Source organism: Nostoc sp. S13 (genome assembly GCF_029379315.1).
Taxonomy (GTDB): domain Bacteria; phylum Cyanobacteriota; class Cyanobacteriia; order Cyanobacteriales; family Nostocaceae; genus Nostoc.
In genome coordinates, this window is the sequence record NZ_JAQYWQ010000062.1 from 23,202 (window position 1) to 40,841 (window position 17,640).

The following is a 17,640-nucleotide window of genomic DNA, read 5'->3' on the forward strand; positions in this document are numbered from 1 at the left end:
ATTATTCAAGAGCAATTTAGAATAATTTTGCGCTTTATTGAGTAAAAAAGCTAAAATCTACGATTTTTGGAGATTTTTAGGTTATGACAACCTCACAGGAGAGGATTATCCCGATAGACTTGCGAACCGAAATGTCGCAGTCTTATCTGGAATACGCCATGAGCGTGATAGTGGGTCGGGCGTTGCCAGATGCCAGGGATGGTCTAAAACCTGTGCATCGTCGCATTCTCTACGCAATGCACGAGCTAGGTCTACTCCACGATCGCCCGTTTAAGAAATGTGCCCGTGTGGTGGGGGAAGTGCTGGGTAAATATCACCCCCACGGCGACACGGCAGTGTATGACGCCTTGGTGCGGATGGCACAGGATTTTTCGATGCGATCGCCCCTAGTTAACGGGCATGGTAACTTTGGTTCGGTAGACAACGATCCGCCAGCCGCAATGCGATACACCGAATGCCGCTTGCAAGCTTTAACTAGTGCTGGTCTACTCCACGACATCGAATTAGAAACTGTAGACTTTGCCGATAACTTCGACGGTTCTCAGCAAGAACCCACAGTTTTACCAGCACGGATTCCACAGTTATTGCTCAACGGTTCCTCTGGAATTGCCGTGGGCATGGCCACCAATATCCCCCCCCACAACTTGGGAGAATTGATTGATGCTTTGGTGGCTGTAATCCACAATCCAGAAATCACCGATCTGGAATTAATGCAGTATGTCCAAGGCCCAGACTTTCCGACTGGGGCGCAGATTTTGGGGACATCTGGCATTCGAGAAGCTTACACCACTGGGCGTGGTTCTATTACCATGCGTGGTGTAGCTAACATTGAAACGGTTGAACAGCGCGGACGCCCAGATAGAGAAGCAATTATCATCACCGAATTGCCCTATCAAACTAATAAAGCGGCGCTAATTGAAAAAATCGCCGAAATGGTGAATGAAAAGCGTCTAGAGGGCATCGCAGATATCCGGGATGAAAGCGATCGCGACGGGATGCGAGTTGTGATCGAACTCAAGCGTGATGCTTATCCCCGCGTCGTTCTGAACAACCTCTACAAGCAAACGCCACTGCAAGCCAACTTTGGGGCGAATATGCTGGCGTTGGTGAATAGCGAACCCCAAGTACTCACCCTCAAGCAATTCTTAAGCGTCTTCTTGGATTTCCGGATCGAATCCATTGCCAGGCGCACCCGCTACGAACTGCGGAAAGCCGAGGAACGCGACCATCTCCTGCAAGGATTATTAATTGCCCTGTCCCAGTTAGATCCAATTATCGTTTTGATTCGTCATGCTCCAGATGCTCCCACAGCTAAAGGCGAACTGATCACAACTTACGGACTCTCGGAAGTGCAAGCAGATGCGATTTTGCAGATGCAATTGCGGCGCTTGACTGCCTTAGAAGCAGACAAAATTCGTCTGGAACACGAGGAACTACAAGCTAAAATTACTGACTTGCAAGATATTTTGGCACGGCGGGAGAGAGTGCTAGAAATCATTGAAACCGAAGTCGCGCAACTAAAAACTAGCTTTGCTACACCCCGCCGCACGGTGATTTTACCAGGGGAAGGGGAATTAGATGACCGTGACCTAATTGCCAATGAAAAAGCGATCATTCTGGTTACAGAGCAAGGTTACATCAAACGGATGCCAGTCAACACCTTTGAGGCGCAAAGCCGTGCTACCAGAGGTAAAGCCGCAGCTAAAGTAAAAGATGATGACACCGTTGAGCATTTCTTGACTTGCTGCGATCATGACAGTATTTTATTCTTTAGCGAGCGTGGTGTCGTTTACTGCCTGAGAGCATATCAAATTCCAGTTAGTTCGCGTACCAGTCGCGGCACACCAATTGTGCAAATGCTACCCATTCCCAAAGAGGAAAAAATCACCTCGATTGTACCCGTTGACGAGTTTACCAACGAAGAATATTTGGTCATGCTCACCAAAGGCGGCAATATTAAGAAAACCGAATTGGCAGCGTTTAGCCACATTCGTGCTAATGGCTTGATTGCCATTTCCTTAGAAGAAGGCGACCAACTCCGCTGGGTGCGACGTGCTAAACCAGAAGACAGCGTAATCATTGGTTCTCGTAACGGGATGGCGATTAACTTCCGGTGCAACCACGAACAACTGCGTCCTTTAAGTAGGGCGACTCGTGGGGTGAAAGCGATGAAACTCAAAAATAAAGATGAACTGGTGGGTATGGATATTCTGCCCGCAGCAATTCTTGAAACTTTGGATATAGTTACAGAAGCCGAAATTGAAGATATCGAAACAATCGAAACAGAAGATATCGAAATTGTCGAAATTAATGAAGAGTCCGCAGAAGTGCCTAGCAATGGCATTGTTGGCCCTTGGGTGTTGGTAATTACAATGGCAGGATATGGTAAACGGGTACCAGTTGCTCAATTCCGGCTGCAAAACCGGGCTGGTCAGGGTTTAATGGCAACCAAGTTCAAAAACCGCAAAAACAAAGACAAGTTAGCAACCCTACGCATTGTCAACAACGATGACGATGAAATCATGATGGTGACAAATCGCGGTATTATCATCCGTCAAGCAGTGAATGCGATTTCTATCCAATCGCGATCGGCAACTGGAGTCAGAGTGCAGCGTTTAGATGAAGATGACGCGATTACCGGAGTGGCAATAGTTCCACCTGATGCTGTCGATGCAGAAGAAGCAGAGTAAAAAGCAGAGGGAGAGGTTAACCGCCTTACTCCCTTATTTAATTGCCAACGCTTGCGGCATTTTTATGGGGCTAACCGTCGCCCCTGTCGGCGCATGGTTCTTGGCTTGGATTGCTCTAGTTCCCTTATGGGTATTGGTTGTTAGTTCTAATTCAATCCAAAATCTAAGTAGCGCTGGAAGCGCACCAAAGGTGCGACCCAAAATCCCAAATGGCTTCGCCTGGGGTATCGGTTATCACGGTGTCGCCCTATTTTGGATTACGGGAATTCATCCCATGACTTGGTTGGGCGTTCCGTGGTTGCCGAGTTTGGCAATCACCCTTTTTTGTTGGGGATTTCTCAGCCTCTTAGGAGGGGTATTCGTTGCTATTTGGGCGGCTGTGATGGTTCGCCTAGCCGGACAAAAACCGTGGCTACGTATACTGATTGGTACAGCCGTCTGGTGCGGCTTAGAGAGTCTGTGGAGTGCCGGGCCTCTGTGGTGGAGTTCCCTGGCTTACACCCAAAGTCCGCATAATCTCGTGATTTTACACCTTGGTCAACTCTCTGGGCCTAATACTGTGACAGCTGCGATCGCAGCTGTCAATGGTTTAATTGCTGAAGGATGGATCAAGCGCCAGGACACCAAGATTTCCTTTGCGCCTTCGCGGTTGGTTAATAAATACTTTGCTATTGCCATAGGATTATTAATTAGCTTACACCTGATTGGTTTTATCTTATATAGCCGTCCGATCGCTCAACCCTCAGAAGCGGCTTTGAAAGTGGGGATTGTTCAGGGTAATATCCCGAACCGACTTTTACGAAGTTCGGAAGGGTTTCGTCGCGCTCAAGAAAATTACACCAGTGGGTATATAACTTTAGCAAATCAAGGTGTAGATGCAGTTCTCACCCCAGAAGGAGCCTTACCTATTTTCCAACGTAACTTGATGGCAACTGCCTTAGTCGCAGCCGTAAAGGAAAAAGGTGTAGTTGCTTGGATTGGGGCTTTTGGCGAACGGGGAGACAGCTATACAATTAGTTTGTTTACTTTTAACAGTAAAGGTGAAATTGTCAGCCGCTACGACAAAGCCAAACTAGTACCTCTAGGAGAATATATTCCTTTTGAAGGAATTTTAGGCAAAATAGTTCAGCGCTTGTCGCCTTTGGATGCACACCAAGTTCCGGGTTCAGCAAATCAGCTATTTGACACCCCTTTTGGTCGGGCGATCGCTAGTATATGTTATGAATCTGCTTTTGCTGAGCAATTTCGCCGTCAAGCTGCGGCGGGTGGGCAATTTATCCTCAGTTCTTCTAACGATGCCCATTACACTGCATCTATGCCATTCCAACATCATGCACAGGATATGATGCGGGCAATTGAAACTGATCGATGGTCAGCACGGGCAACTAATACGGGATATTCAGCCTTTGTAGATCCTCACGGTAAAACCTTGTGGATATCTGGATATAATACCTACGAAACTCATGCTGCAACAATTTATCGGCGACAGACAAAGACTTTATATGTGCGTTGGGGTGATTGGTTGACACCATTGTTGTTAGTATTCTCTGGAGGAGCTTGGCTGGTAATTCAACTTAAGGATACTAAAATAAACAAAAACCTCACCCTATCATGACTGACATCCCTCTCCTTACCCATTTGCCACAAGTTAAAAGTAAGTGAAATTTGTCAATACGTCTTTGAGTAGAAATAAATCAGCCTAAGAATGATAATCGTGTCGTGGGGAAGAGGCGAGCAACGCTCGCCTCTTCCCCATCAGTGACAAATTAAGATAATCTTACTTTTGTCAATTAGAAATTATGCTGAAAATTTGGAAAAAACTGAAGTATTAAATTAACTTTTGTACTTGATTTGGAGCGCGACAATGAATGATACGGATCAAGATTATGCGATTGCCTGCCTAAAAATTCTGTTTTCGACCCCAATTTTGGCAATAATTTAAGTATAATTGCTTATTGACAAATGGTATATGACCTTAATCTCTCACGAATGCCCGTTGGTCGAGTTGTCCCGGTTCTAAACGCTGTAAAACCTTAAAACCTTACCAACGGGTCAACTTCTATTTATGGTTTATATATAATAAATTCATCTCTTTGACAAAACTGATGCTTGAATACTCGGTGAGGAGTTGAAGAAATATTCTTCAGTCGTAGTACTATCGAGACAAAACTTTAACGCAATTTTTATACACTTACCCACAATCGGAGTCGTATGAATGGCTACATTTACCGTTACTAATACCAACAACAGTGGTGCAGGTTCACTGCGGCAAGAAATTCTAGATGCTAATGCCCTGACAGGAAAAAACATCATCAATTTCAGTGGACTGTTTAATGATGGACTCGCTCATACCATCAGTTTAACTAGCAGTGGTCTGAGTATCACAGATAACTTGACCATTCAAGGTACAAATCCGAACTTATTAACTGTTAAGGATGATAGCGCAACACGAGTTTTTGATATTGCTAGTGGTGCGACAGCTACGATTAACGGACTGACTATTACCAATAGCTACAAAGGCACGGGAGGTGGTGCTATCTCCAATGAAGGCGTTTTTACCTTGAACAATAGCATCATCACTGGCAATACTGCGGAAACCGGTAGCACCAATTACGGCTCTGGTGGCGGCGGTGGCATTTACAACGATGGCACACTTACAGTGAACTACAGTACTCTTAATAACAATACTGCGGAATCCGGTAGCTCCAGTGTTGCCAGTACCAATGGCGGCGGTGGCGCCATTTTCAACAATGGCACCCTTACGGTGAACCACAGTACTCTTAATAACAATACTGCGGAAGCCGGTAACTCCTCTGAGAACGGCGGTGGCGGCGGCATTTACAACGATGGCACACTTACGGTCAACTACAGTACTCTTAGTAATAATAAAACAGGTACCAATTCTGACTATTACAGTGGCGGCGGGATTCAGAGTGATTCTGTTGGACTTGTAGTGAACAACAGCAACATCACTGGCAACACTACGTCAGGCAGTGGCGGCGGGATTTCCTCTTCCTCTTTTGTAGTAAATAACAGCAACATCACTGGCAATACTGCGGCATACGGCGGCGGGATTGCGAGTGGCCAGTTTCTGAACGATGAGATTCTTAGAGTTAATTATAGCAACATCACTGGCAATTCGGCTACATTGGACGGCGGTGGCATTTATAACAGGGGTGAAACCCTATTGATAAGTAAGAGTACCATCACTGGCAATTCGGCTACATCGCACGGCGGCGGTATCGATGGTATCAATGGATATTTCTATGCAGTAGGTAGCCCCATTGGCGTTGTTTTCCACGACATGTTAATCTTAGGCAACATTAACGTGAGTAACAGTACCATTAGTGACAATCAGGCACACTTTGGTGCTGGCATCTACGACGATGGCAATCTAATAGTGGGTAACAGCACTATCAAGCACAATAAAGCTTTTGGGATCGAACTCAGTTCTAGTAATTACAAGTCTGGTGAAGGTGGCGGCATTTATCATAATTCTACTGACTATGCCAGCACTGCCACACTGGACTACAGCACCGTTGCTTGTAACTTTGACACTCCACAAGAGGATTCAACTAAGTTTATCAAGCTCGATAATCTTGTAGGTAAATTCATGAATAAAGGGTAAAGAAAGCTCGTCAGCTACAGCAGAGGCTAAATCAACTAACACAGCATAAAATAACCAAGTACCCCAAATTTGTAACTGAATACTGTTAAGAGAACCAGTCCATAAATAACTTAAACCTCAGAGACGTTTGACAGTATTAAAAGCATCTTCAATTCTCCATCTTCGTCGATATAAATCTGGCAATAAATCCTTAAAAACTTTCTCGAATAATTGAGCAGGAAATGTTAAAAATCGTTGGGATATTGCTTGTTGACTAACAGTCTTGGGACTACACCACAAAAAACCTTCTCTGGCTAACATTCTTGTCAGTTCTGTGACTCCCGCTACGTCTGGCCACAGTAAAGTTAGCACCGCAGCTACCATAAACGGTAAGTTGAGAATTCTGTCTCTTAAACTCAATTGACGATAGTAATTTTCTTGTGCGGCGATCGCTGAAGTGAGTAACGCTTCTAGCTACTGGGCAATTACCTCATCTTGCACCATTGGTCGTTGTGTCTTTTTTGCGTGATCTCGATTGGTCTTTCGGCTTTGGCTCACGGTTTTCTACAATCGCTCAATTACTTGTCTTAACTGAGTTTCACATGATTTTTTAGATTGGCAAATATTGCCTGAAGACTTGTCGATAATGATAATCAAATAAGGGGTTGGGGGAAGAGGCGAGCGTTGCTCGCCTCTTCCCCCACGACACGATTATCATTCTTAGGCTGATTTATTTCTACTCAAAGACGTATTGACAAATTTCACTTACTTTTAACTTGTGGCAAATGCTCCTTACCAAGCAGAGGGACTGGTTTTGCATAGCAAAACCAAGTGAGGTTCTTTTATTTCTGTAGAACCTCAGCGATCGCGTGAGAAATCGGTAAGCCAGGACAGCGTTCCAGCCAAAAGAACTCGCCAACTGGGTTGATCTCAAGGAATATATGACGACCATCTGGAGTCAAAATGATATCAATCGCCCCGTAGTTCAAACCAAATTCTACCATGAGTTTGAGCAGCTTCTCTTCCACATCTTGGGGTAAGCTGTATAACTCCCAAGCGTCAAGTAAAGCGATTCCCTGTCGCCGCCAGTCGTAACGTGCTTTATCCAAAGCCTGCGAATCAACTGCGGCTGTAAACACATTACTGCCTACAATAATTGTCCGCAGTTCCACAGCTTTGGGGATTTTCTCTTGAAACGTCATTGGGCAAAAACGCAGTCCATCAAGGTTGTCCAGATCCTCAGATGAAATTGGATTGGTAAACACAACTTTTTCTCGTCCTTGTTCATCGTAAATGGCGAAGGAAGAGAGCATCTTGGTAATCATACCCAGTTCGCACTCTTGGGCGAATTGCTTTACTGCCTGTGGGTTATTAGTCGTTAAGGTGCGTGGAGTATCTAGACCTATTTTCCTTGCTACTTGTAGTTGGAGTTGCTTATTTTCGGCTCGACGGATATTTGGCAGGGGGTCAAGATGAAACCCCTGAATACTGGCAATCATCCCCTGAATAGTGACGCGAGATTCCTGAATGGAGGCTTGTCGCATTTGCTTATCCATCGTAGTCGGAATCTTTGACCCAATGGCGATCCGCCGATACCAAACTGCGGACACTTCACTCAAATCTAGCTTCTGGTCATCTGCTGATAAAATTACTTGCTCAGTTGCACCGTAGTAAACATCTAGCTGCACTTCTGTAGGAAATCTGTCTGTATCAAAACGAAATGCTTTCCCTCCTTGAGCTTCAATTGCCTGAATGACTAGGGGAATACTTTCGTTGTCTTGGCTGTAGGTAATGATTAAAACAGTCATATTAACTGCTGAGTTTTAAATTTTTCTGGGACAAAGTTATTGCTGGGTACTTGTTGAGAGTAGGGCATCTGCGATCGCTTCCGCAATCGGATAGTCCAAATCTCTCTCCAGCATTCCCCACTCTCCTGTAGGGTTAACTTCCAAAAAAACGTATTCCCCTGATGGTGTTTGGATAAAGTCAAACGCTCCAAAAACCAGTTCAAATTTTTTCATAAAGGCATGGAGACAACGAATTATTTCATCAGGTAATTCATCGGGTTGCCACGCACAAGCCTCTTTTGTCGAACGTCGCCAGTCTTGGGTGGATGCTGAATAAGCTGATGCGTTTAATGCTCCGACAAAGAGTTTGCCATTTACATACACTACCCGTAGTTCTTGCCGTTTGGGGATTTGTTCTTGAAACACAACTGGACAATAGCGTAGTGTCTCGGCATCAACTAAATCTTCTTCTTTAACTGCGCTGGTGTACATAAAAAAAGAGGAGCCTTCCATACTGTAAGAAAGAGGTCTGAGGAGTTTAGCAACCATTTTTCCCTTTACTCGGTGGAAAAACTCTCGTGCTTCTTGAGGATTGTTGGTGACAAGAGTTTGAGGTATGACAAGACCAACTTCCGATGCAACCCGCAGTTGACGTAACTTGTTTTCAGCTGCGTTAATCCGTTGTAAATCATCCACCCACCTAGCTCCTCTGAGACTATCCCAAAAGCCATCTAAAGCGGCTAATGATTCTCCAGTGCAGGCTGCTTGAAATTTTGGAGCCAATTCTTTGCCCAACTCAGGTTGCCAAATACGCCGCATCCATACTGCTTGCACCTGTTCTGTATTCAACGAGCGATCGCCATATTCCAGCCGATGATTGCTCCCAAAGTTGCTAAAATTAGCCTGGAGTTGGACTGTCATCGGAAATTTATCGGTGTCTAGCCGAAATGGCTGTGCGCCTCGTTTTGACACGGCTTGGGCAACTCTATCTATAGTGAAGTAATCACCACTGTGGGTAATTAATAAAACTACATCACGCTCATGCTGCATAAAACATCTTGAATTTGTTCTTGCGTTTTCCCTACTACAAACTATTAACAGGGAAAACCGCTTAAAAAGCAAACATCAGTAAACCTTGAAGAATAATTCAGAAGTCAGAATTCACAAGTCAGAATTCAGGAGTCAGAATGCAATCAGTGGGGGATTCAGACCCGCCACTTTCTTGTTGACCACCAAATTTTCAATTTGGTGTGGGTCTTAAACCCGTTTATTCATCCACCAGTCGCACAAAATTCATTCTGAATTCTGGCGACTGACACCTTTATTCTGTTTGATAAACTTTTGAAAATGAGCGTGAAAATAGAGGTTTCAGTCATCGTGAATCAGCAAGCAAACACCATTGGTAATAGGGCGATAAGCCTGAGGCATGGCTAGCGCTTACCGCTTGAAGGTAACATAAGTAGGGGCATCGTCTCTTATGCTAGTTAACTGGCATTTTGAAGGTGATAATTATAAATGCCAGTAATAATTAAGTGACAGCGCAATGGAAAACGTTTTCTCCGATTGCGGTATCACTGGCTGAAAATCTGCAAAACCAACGGTGGAAGGGATTTAACCTGAGATTGAGGTAAGCGATCGCCTCTTCGCGAGTTAATTTTTAAGCGTTCCTTCTGTTGAGATATCGTCATCACAACAGAAGGAATTCAGCATGAATTAGAATCCGACTAGTGAATAGCGCAGCCTCAACTCTTGGAGAGGCTGCGTCAACGAGTCCGCGTACTTCTGCAAAGAAGCAAGCTACGCGCAGCATCTCTTGGAGAGCATCTGAATAAACGCTGCTCAACTTCCACCTAAGTCCTTATTTTCATCGGAAGTCTATTGCGTATACTTATACTTTAAATCACAGCTTCTTGGCGTTGACAATCAAAAACGACCATGTAGGAAGCATTTGGTATTTCCTGAGGGAGGTGCCGCATATAGCCATCAGCATCAGAACGGCTGCGGAAGCGAGCAATAATCTCCCGTTGCGTATTAGGAAGTAGACGAGCGATCGCCCAAGAATTGAGGCGTTCTTTATAGGCAATAGGCTGATTGTCTGATTTGGAATCTTTGTTATCCGTATTTTCTGGCATAATTATCTTATCCGTATGAAATTTCATGAAGAGCGTTAATTAGTTTCTAAGTAGGAATGCACTAACGCTTTTTTTTATGCTGCTGCCACCTTGTTATTCGATTATTTTTAGATTGTCAACACTTAGCGCTATATTTTAGACCAACTAAGTTGTAACTTTCGGCTAGCGATCAATCTCAAAGGCTTAATTTGCAATTGTTTCCAGGACACAACAATCCTCAAGCAGAAAGTTTGGCAATTATTAGGTTTGCATAATTTGTATGCCTACACGTAGGTAAAGTCCGTATCAGTGGTAAAATGAATATCTAATGTCTGAAAAATAATATCAAAAGCTCAAATAACGTGCGTAAGATTAATTGGCGCGGACAGGCTGTTAATTTTCTCTAGTGCGATGCCTACGGCGGGCTACACGCCTAAAGTAAAGCGATATTGCAGGCATTTACGTTTTTTATAGTTAGTTTAGAATAATTTAAGTTTAATAGTTTCTTTAGATACTAAAAAAGCAATTATTATCAGACTTTACTATAGTTTTAAGCAGAATACATAGTGCAAGTGTTTAATTAAAATGTCTTGACAAACTACCATAAAATAGTTAATACTTTTCCGTAAAATTATAGTTATGACAATGGAAACACCATTTGTAACATCAATAATTCAAAAAGTAGCAGAGGAAATAGGAGCAGTAGTTTTACTAGATCCAGAATGTACGTTTGTGGGACTAATTACCTTTAAAAACGGCAATAAAACCTTTTTTCGTACTGGCAGGTTTAGTATTAATTCTTCTGGTTCAGTAGCAATAGCTAAAGACAAAGGGGTTTCAAGCTTTTTTATGAATAAATTTGGCTATAAGGTTACTGAAGGAAAAACATTTTTTAGTGAAGAATTATGCGAAGAAATAGCTAATTATAGGAATATAGATGCAGGATTATATTATGCTAAAGAGTTGGGATTTCCCGTAATTGTCAAGCCGATTAATCTCAGTCAAGGAATATTTGTTACAAAGGTTCACAACAAGAGAGAATACTATCAAGCAGCCAAGAAAATCTTACAAAAAATATCAGGATTTATTGTTGAGCGATTCTATAGTGGCAATGACTATAGAATTGTAGTACTTGACGATGAAGTAGTTTCGGCATATCAAAGAATTCCCCTATTTATAATGGGAAATGGTCAATCTAATGTTTTAGAACTTATGCAACAGAAACAGGAAACTTTTATCAAAAATGGTAGAAAAGAAATTATAGATTTTGAAGATTACAGAATCAAAAAAAACTTGCGAAGACGGAAGCTAAATTTTAATAGTGTTATACCCAAGAATAATATAGTTTATCTTTTAGACAATGCAAATTTATCGACTGGAGGCGAGGCAATAGACTTTACTGAAAATATCCATTCTGATTTTAAAAAATTAGCAGTAAGTATTACAAGAGATATGGAATTGAGATTAGCAGGTGTGGATATTCTTACTAGTGATATAACATCACCAATAATAGATTATACAATTATTGAAGTGAATAGCGCTCCTAGCTTAACTCACTATGCATCATTTGGTGAAGTTCAGAGGAAGAGAGTAGAAAATTTATATCTGAAAGTTCTTAAAGCACTTGAAAACGAAAATAGCAGAGAAAAGCATTAATTTTGACGCTAGAGCGGAGCAGGAGTTGCTCCGCTCTAGCTATCTTTTCATCACTCCTTATATAGTAGGGATTCAAATTCACCTTGTAAGGCGGTTATATCCGCCAATCTTGTGACTAGTAAATTATCCTTACCAGCATCACTTAAACGTACTTTCCAATAACCAATACTGTCTGAGTTGTTCAACCAAAATTGAATCACGGTATCTACTACTTGATCCATATTCCAACCTAACTTTGCTGGAACTGATTCCACTGATTCTAGAAACGTATCTAGTGTACACCTATACATTCCTAAATATTCTACGCCTTGGTGGGGTGGTTTCTGCCCATTTTGCTGTTGATGATTAAAAAACTGTAAAAGTGGAGATACGCCTACAATATCAAAAGTGTATTTCATGCTAGTACTCCCAGTTTTAAATTACTTACAGGAAAGCTTGAGTTTTTTCTAATATAATACCTGACAAGTAACTCAAGCATCTAGAAAAAGTATAGTTTTGGTCTATATCATAGGCATGAAACCTCAGTCATAAGTTAGCACTAACAAGCCGAGAGTGCTAATTTTTTTTAATAGTTTGATTTATTATTAAATAGTTTAAGACATTAATTAAGTGGCGTATATATCTTTAAAATTCATATTTTTCCTTGCAGTTAATGTGACGAGTATTGTTAAAAATAATCAGGTAAAGTTCTACACTGTGAAGATAACTTGCTAGCTTGAAGTCATCAGTTAAAACAAGATAGTTTCCTTTAGATAAAGTAAAAATTATACTGTCAGCAAGTCCGAATTTGACAAGTTTTTTAGTATTAACAATAAGGATGAACAAGGGAAGCAATCAAATCTTTCATACTTGTTTAATTTTCATTGCTTCTACTTCGCCAGTTTCAGAATTTACCTTAAAAAGTTTATATTCTCGTTCATACAACACAGGGGTAGAAGCAAGAGAGGTAGCAATTAAGTCTTCCAATCGGCTTTTAGGAGGTTTTTTAGGAATATCAAACCCTAAAGTAATCAACCAGAAGCTTTTATCCTCAGAAAGTTCGACTTCTTCAAGTCTCAAATCTCCTAATGAAGAACCCATCATGTCTTGTATGGATTTTATGTATTCATAGGCAGCATTTACTGCTGTTTTGACATCAATCATAATCTTAGTTGTTCCATGAACTGATTTGTCCATTTAATACCTGATTATAAATCTTTTGTAAAAAACCTCTGACTTCTGTTGGTTTGCAGAGAATAATCACTTGCTGATTTGGTGTTAGTTGACTAAGCTTTTCGAGAATTCCAGGACGACGAGTAATTGGGTATGACCATATATATTTGAGAAATTCCCAGTTCAATCTTTCAGGACAATCTGATGCTATATCAGGTCTAGATTGTCCAGCATACATGAAGCGACGTTTAATCACTCGTGACAAACATAAAAGACGGGGAAAATCTAAAAAAACTACCGTATCTGCAACCGACAAACGAACGTCGAGAGTACTCCCATAGTTACCATCCATAATCCAAGATTCTCGTAGAGTTAGGTCTTGAATTATGCTCTGCCATTCAGCTTTTGGAGTCTCAACCCAGCCAGGATTCCAGTACCAAGCATCCAAGTGAATCACTTCTAAGCCTAAGATGGTTCCTAGTTCGCGGGCTAGGGTAGATTTCCCTGCACCCCCAGAACCAAAGATTAAGATTTTCTTCACGTTAAATTTGCATCTCCCTTTTCAAGCTAAAAAGGGTAAGCATTGCTCACCCAAATAACCGTCTTCAGAGGAACTCAATACGCCGCTACAATAGTACAACTACAAGGATTATTGCCCAAATATTGATATTATGACCACTGCTACGACTGTAAAAACTGAGTATGAAGCGATTATTGGTCTAGAAACCCATTGTCAGCTGAGTACCAATACCAAGATTTTCTCTAATAGCTCTACGGCATTCGGTGCTGACCCCAATACTAACATTGACCCGGTTTGTATGGGTTTACCTGGGGTCTTACCTGTACTCAATGAAAAAGTATTAGAATACGCCGTAAAAGCTGGTTTGGCACTGAATTGCCAAATTGCTAAATATAGCAAATTTGACCGAAAACAGTATTTTTATCCTGACTTACCCAAAAATTACCAAATTTCTCAATATGATCTACCGATCGCAGAACATGGTTGGCTAGAAATTGAGTTGGTAGATGCTGAAGGGAACCCCACTCGCAAACGCATTGGCATCACACGTCTGCACATGGAGGAAGATGCTGGAAAATTGGTACACGGCGGCAGTGAGCGCCTTTCGGGTTCTTCCTATTCTCTGGTAGACTACAATCGCGCAGGTATACCGTTAGTAGAAATTGTTTCGGAACCTGACCTACGTTCCGGACTAGAAGCTGCTGAATATGCCGAAGAATTGCGCCGGATTGTGCGATATCTCGGTGTGAGTGACGGCAATATGGAACAAGGATCTCTGCGGTGTGATGTCAACATTTCCGTGCGTCCTGTGGGACGAGAGCAGTTTGGCACCAAGGTAGAAATTAAAAACATGAACTCCTTCAACGCCATCCAACGGGCGATTGACTACGAAATTGAGCGCCAAATTGCCGCAATCGAAGCAGGCGCGAGCATTATCCAAGAAACTCGTCTGTGGGAAGAAGGCGCTCAACGCACAAGTAGTATGCGGGTGAAGGAAGGTTCTAGCGATTACCGCTACTTCCCCGAACCAGATTTAGCACCAATTGAGGTGTCAAATGCCCAATTAGAGCAATGGCGCAGCGAATTACCAGAACTACCAGCCCAAAAACGCCATCATTATGAAAGTGAGTTGGGGCTTTCGGCTTACGATGCGCGAGTGTTGACAGAAGATCGTCCAGTAGCCGAATATTTTGAAACTGCGATCGCATCTGGAGCAAATCCCAAAGCTGCTGCAAACTGGATTACTCAAGATATCGCAGCACACCTCAATAAGCAAAAACTCAGTATTACTGAAATCGCCCTGACTCCCACCAATTTAGCAGAGATTATCACTCGCATTGAAACGGGCAAAATTAGCAATGCTCAAGCTAAAGAAAAGTTGCCAGATTTGCTTAGTGGTATTTCTCCTGAGAAAGCCTTTGCTGGTCAAGAGTTAATCACCGATCCTAGTGTATTGGAACCGATCATTGATGAAGTCATAGCCGCCAATTCCAAAGAATTAGAAAAGTATCGCAACGGTAACACCAACCTCAAAGGCTTCTTTGTCGGACAAGTTTTGAAAAAGACAGGTAAACGTGCTGATCCTAAGCTGACTAACGAATTAGTGGAGAAAAAATTGGACGCCTAGTACCGCAATGCGGAAGTCAAAAGTCAAAAGTCAAAAGTCAAAAGTATTATGGAATGGGCTTTTTAGGGATTTTAAATGGTTGCTCTATTTACGCCATGATGTACTAGTAGTTTGTTAAGTCAACTTTGCTGAGTGAGGGAGATGAGGGAGATGACGGGAATAAGGAGATTAACCAATGCCCCATGCCCAATGCCCCATGCCCAATACCCCAAGTAAGTATTTTCCCGGTGTTATTCACAGAATCTTCACATAAAAACTGGTAACAACCCGCATACCTAAAATGATATGCTGTGGTAAGTAGATGCACCCTGATGATCTGGAGAGCTACCTAAGTGGCTCTCTTTTTTATTTTATTTTTGTGGTATTTACGGTTAGCTTCATAATATTATTAAAAATAATTTCAATAAATTAAGTATTAACCCTTAAAGCGTAAATTATAGAGTGTAGTAAGTAGATGCACCCAGATGATCTAGAGAGCGACCTAAGTGGCTCTCCTTTTTTGCTTTTGTCTTTCGTCATAAGAAAGGTAAAAACAATTATGCCAATCGCTAACTGGTGCATTATTATTACCATCAGCAAATAAACCCACAACAAAAGGGACTGGGGATTGGGAAGCAGGGGAAGTAGGGGGAAACTAATAACTCTTAACTCCTAACTCAGCACGGGCTAAACCCTAGCTATCCGCTAACAGTACTCAGCACTTTTCCAAAGTACAAATTGACCTATCCAACCTGATAGTTGTAAGGAAGAATAATGGCAGATTGGCAAAAAATAATCGGTGGCATCACAGCACCAAGGGGGTATCAGGCGGCGGGAATTACCGCAGGGTTGAAACCTTCGGGGTTGCCAGATTTAGCTTTGATATTCTCAGAGGTGGAAGCGATCGCAGCTGGTGTATTCACCACCAGCCAAGTTAAAGCTGCCTGCGTAGAATATTGTCGCCAACGCTTGCAAGCTAAACATAGCGCTCGTGCCATCCTCTGCAACGCCGGACAAGCAAATGCCGCTACAGGGACTCAAGGCTACCTTGATACCTTAGAATCTGCTATGGCAGTAGCCCAAGCATTGAACATCTCGTCTGAATCTGTGTTATTGGCTTCCACTGGCGTGATTGGTCAAAGAATTAAGATGGATGCTTTGCGAAGCGGAATTCCCAAGGTAGTAGCAGCACTCTCAGAAACAGGCTCAGATGCCGCCGCCGGAGCAATTATCACTACAGACTTGGTAACAAAATCCATTGCCCTAGAGACAACTATAGGCGATGCCTCCGGCGGGCTGCGCCAACGCCCGGTACGAATTGGCGGCATTGCCAAAGGTTCCGGCATGATTCACCCGAACATGGCAACCATGCTGGCATTTGTGACTTGTGATGCTGTGGTTTCGCCTCACCTTTGGCAGCAAATGTTAGCAAGGGCGGCTGATAGAAGCTTTAATTCCATTACCGTGGATGGTGATACCAGCACCAACGACAGCTTAATTGCCTTGGCAAACGGTCAATCTCGCACCCCAGCAATTATAGAATGGGGCGCAGAAGCAGAGAAATTAGAGGGGATGCTAACAGCAGTTTGCCAGCATTTAGCGAAAGCGATCGCTCGTGATGGTGAAGGCGCAACCTGTCTAATTGAAGTGGAAGTGACAGGGGCCCATGATGAACTCTCAGCTAGGCAAATAGCCAAAACCATCGCTGGTTCATCCTTAGTTAAATCTGCAATCTTTGGACATGATCCTAACTGGGGACGCATCGCCGCCGCCGCCGGACGAGCAGGTGTGCCCTTTGAGCAAGAAAACCTGCAAATTAAGCTAGGGAATTTTTTAATGTTAGAAAACGGGCAACCTCTGCAATTTGACCGTGCAGCAGCGAGTGCTTATTTGAAAAAAGTAGCTGTTGATTCTTCCCTACCCAAAGACTTCATTGCCACCAATAATAGTAATGATTTATCCTTTGATAGAAGCACTATCAAGGCTCAACGAGTAGATAATCCGGTGATCATTGCAGTCAGCGTTGGCACCGGTCATGGTGCAGGTAAAGCTTGGGGTTGCGATTTGAGCTACGACTACGTGAGAATTAACGCCGAGTACACAACATGAACTACTCCAACTTCTTTACAACTTGCTAGCCCTAAGTCCCTATTCAAGGAACTCAAATCCTCAACACCCTTCACCGAATTTTAGACTTTCCTGCGGAACGCTACGCGTAGCTTGCTTCTGTGTTGGCGGAGCGTCTCGTAGAGAAGGAGTACGGCGTGAGCGCTACTTCTCTTCTTAGGCTGCGCCAACGACAAAGCTCAGTACAAGTCAACCCCAACTATTGGAGACGCTACGCGAACGGGGAATTAAAAATTAAAAATTAAAAATTAATAATCCCCATAAATCAATTTAGCGCAAAGTCTGAGCGGAGGTTTCCGACGCTCGCGGACTCGCTCTCCGTGGCGCTATCCGTTGGCACAGCCCGCCGCAGGCATCAGAACTTTGTAAGAGAGGGGCTTGTAC

General features: G+C 42.9%; 13 protein-coding genes and 1 pseudogene. 7 read left to right on the forward strand and 7 right to left on the reverse strand.

From position 1 onward, the window contains the following. Positions 1 to 83 precede the first annotated feature (83 nt). From gyrA to PUQ00_RS19060, 3 genes are all read left to right on the forward strand, one after another. Entirely contained in the window at positions 84 to 2,690 is a 2,607-nt protein-coding gene (gene gyrA, locus PUQ00_RS19050; RefSeq protein ID WP_300419460.1) for a DNA topoisomerase (ATP-hydrolyzing) subunit A, read from the forward strand. Further along, positions 2,671 to 4,305 carry an apolipoprotein N-acyltransferase gene (gene lnt, locus PUQ00_RS19055; protein WP_300419462.1) on the forward strand — a complete coding sequence of 545 codons (1,635 nt, stop codon included), beginning with the start codon at positions 2,671 to 2,673 and terminating at the stop codon, positions 4,303 to 4,305. The genes gyrA and lnt overlap by 20 nt, the downstream gene beginning before the upstream one ends. Before the next feature lie 600 nt (positions 4,306 to 4,905). After that, positions 4,906 to 6,318, forward strand: a complete 1,413-nt coding sequence (locus PUQ00_RS19060) for a hypothetical protein (RefSeq protein ID WP_300419465.1) — start codon at positions 4,906 to 4,908, stop codon at positions 6,316 to 6,318. Here the strand turns inward: PUQ00_RS19060 and PUQ00_RS19065 are convergent. The 4 genes and pseudogenes from PUQ00_RS19065 to PUQ00_RS19080 all read right to left on the reverse strand — a co-directional run. Then, a pseudogene (locus PUQ00_RS19065) lies at positions 6,310 to 6,747 on the reverse strand (hypothetical protein); the annotation flags it as partial. The gene PUQ00_RS19060 and the pseudogene PUQ00_RS19065 overlap by 9 nt on opposite strands. A gap of 392 nt (positions 6,748 to 7,139) precedes the next feature. Beyond that, on the reverse strand, positions 7,140 to 8,105 hold the full coding sequence (locus tag PUQ00_RS19070) for an MvdD family ATP-grasp ribosomal peptide maturase (protein WP_300419468.1): 966 nt from the start codon (positions 8,103 to 8,105) through the stop codon (positions 7,140 to 7,142). A gap of 36 nt (positions 8,106 to 8,141) precedes the next feature. Next, positions 8,142 to 9,134 carry an MvdC family ATP-grasp ribosomal peptide maturase gene (locus tag PUQ00_RS19075; RefSeq protein WP_300419470.1) on the reverse strand — a complete coding sequence of 331 codons (993 nt, stop codon included), beginning with the start codon at positions 9,132 to 9,134 and terminating at the stop codon, positions 8,142 to 8,144. An 845-nt stretch (positions 9,135 to 9,979) separates the two neighbouring features. Then, positions 9,980 to 10,216, reverse strand: coding sequence for a hypothetical protein (locus tag PUQ00_RS19080; RefSeq protein WP_300419472.1), 237 nt, complete (start codon positions 10,214 to 10,216; stop codon positions 9,980 to 9,982). 624 nt (positions 10,217 to 10,840) lie between these two features. Here PUQ00_RS19080 and PUQ00_RS19085 point away from each other — a divergent pair. Next, positions 10,841 to 11,851, forward strand: coding sequence for a cyanophycin synthetase (locus PUQ00_RS19085; protein ID WP_300419474.1), 1,011 nt, complete (start codon positions 10,841 to 10,843; stop codon positions 11,849 to 11,851). A gap of 50 nt (positions 11,852 to 11,901) precedes the next feature. On the opposite strand, the gene PUQ00_RS19090 is transcribed toward PUQ00_RS19085, so the two are convergent. From PUQ00_RS19090 to PUQ00_RS19100, 3 genes are all read right to left on the reverse strand, one after another. Next, positions 11,902 to 12,249 carry a hypothetical protein gene (locus PUQ00_RS19090; RefSeq protein WP_300419476.1) on the reverse strand — a complete coding sequence of 116 codons (348 nt, stop codon included), beginning with the start codon at positions 12,247 to 12,249 and terminating at the stop codon, positions 11,902 to 11,904. A 445-nt stretch (positions 12,250 to 12,694) separates the two neighbouring features. Further along, positions 12,695 to 13,027 carry a hypothetical protein gene (locus PUQ00_RS19095; RefSeq protein WP_300419478.1) on the reverse strand — a complete coding sequence of 111 codons (333 nt, stop codon included), beginning with the start codon at positions 13,025 to 13,027 and terminating at the stop codon, positions 12,695 to 12,697. Next, positions 12,999 to 13,544, reverse strand: coding sequence for a DNA topology modulation protein (locus PUQ00_RS19100; RefSeq protein WP_300419479.1), 546 nt, complete (start codon positions 13,542 to 13,544; stop codon positions 12,999 to 13,001). Before PUQ00_RS19100 ends, PUQ00_RS19095 begins: the two co-directional genes overlap by 29 nt. Positions 13,545 to 13,674: 130 nt before the next feature. On the opposite strand from PUQ00_RS19100, the gene gatB reads away from it, so the two are divergent. The 3 genes from gatB (at position 13,675) to argJ (ending at position 17,238) form a co-directional block, all read left to right on the forward strand. After that, positions 13,675 to 15,150, forward strand: a complete 1,476-nt coding sequence (gene gatB / locus PUQ00_RS19105) for an Asp-tRNA(Asn)/Glu-tRNA(Gln) amidotransferase subunit GatB (RefSeq protein WP_300419482.1) — start codon at positions 13,675 to 13,677, stop codon at positions 15,148 to 15,150. A gap of 125 nt (positions 15,151 to 15,275) precedes the next feature. Continuing rightward, a complete protein-coding gene (locus tag PUQ00_RS19110) occupies positions 15,276 to 15,413 on the forward strand; it encodes a hypothetical protein (RefSeq protein ID WP_300419484.1) in 138 nt (45 codons plus the stop codon). A 490-nt stretch (positions 15,414 to 15,903) separates the two neighbouring features. After that, positions 15,904 to 17,238, forward strand: a complete 1,335-nt coding sequence (gene argJ, locus PUQ00_RS19115; RefSeq protein WP_300419486.1) for a bifunctional ornithine acetyltransferase/N-acetylglutamate synthase — start codon at positions 15,904 to 15,906, stop codon at positions 17,236 to 17,238. Positions 17,239 to 17,640: the final 402 nt, after the last annotated feature.

Coding starts and splice junctions, on each gene's coding strand:
- PUQ00_RS19070 (WP_300419468.1), bottom strand. CDS start 8,105: ATGACTGTTTTAATCATTACCTACAGCCAAGACAACGAAAGTATTCCC.
- lnt (WP_300419462.1), top strand. CDS start 2,671: ATGCAGAAGAAGCAGAGTAAAAAGCAGAGGGAGAGGTTAACCGCCTTA.
- gatB (WP_300419482.1), top strand. CDS start 13,675: ATGACCACTGCTACGACTGTAAAAACTGAGTATGAAGCGATTATTGGT.
- gyrA (WP_300419460.1), top strand. CDS start 84: ATGACAACCTCACAGGAGAGGATTATCCCGATAGACTTGCGAACCGAA.
- PUQ00_RS19080 (WP_300419472.1), bottom strand. CDS start 10,216: ATGCCAGAAAATACGGATAACAAAGATTCCAAATCAGACAATCAGCCT.
- PUQ00_RS19085 (WP_300419474.1), top strand. CDS start 10,841: ATGGAAACACCATTTGTAACATCAATAATTCAAAAAGTAGCAGAGGAA.
- PUQ00_RS19090 (WP_300419476.1), bottom strand. CDS start 12,249: ATGAAATACACTTTTGATATTGTAGGCGTATCTCCACTTTTACAGTTT.
- PUQ00_RS19095 (WP_300419478.1), bottom strand. CDS start 13,027: ATGGACAAATCAGTTCATGGAACAACTAAGATTATGATTGATGTCAAA.
- PUQ00_RS19060 (WP_300419465.1), top strand. CDS start 4,906: ATGGCTACATTTACCGTTACTAATACCAACAACAGTGGTGCAGGTTCA.
- PUQ00_RS19075 (WP_300419470.1), bottom strand. CDS start 9,134: ATGCAGCATGAGCGTGATGTAGTTTTATTAATTACCCACAGTGGTGAT.
- argJ (WP_300419486.1), top strand. CDS start 15,904: ATGGCAGATTGGCAAAAAATAATCGGTGGCATCACAGCACCAAGGGGG.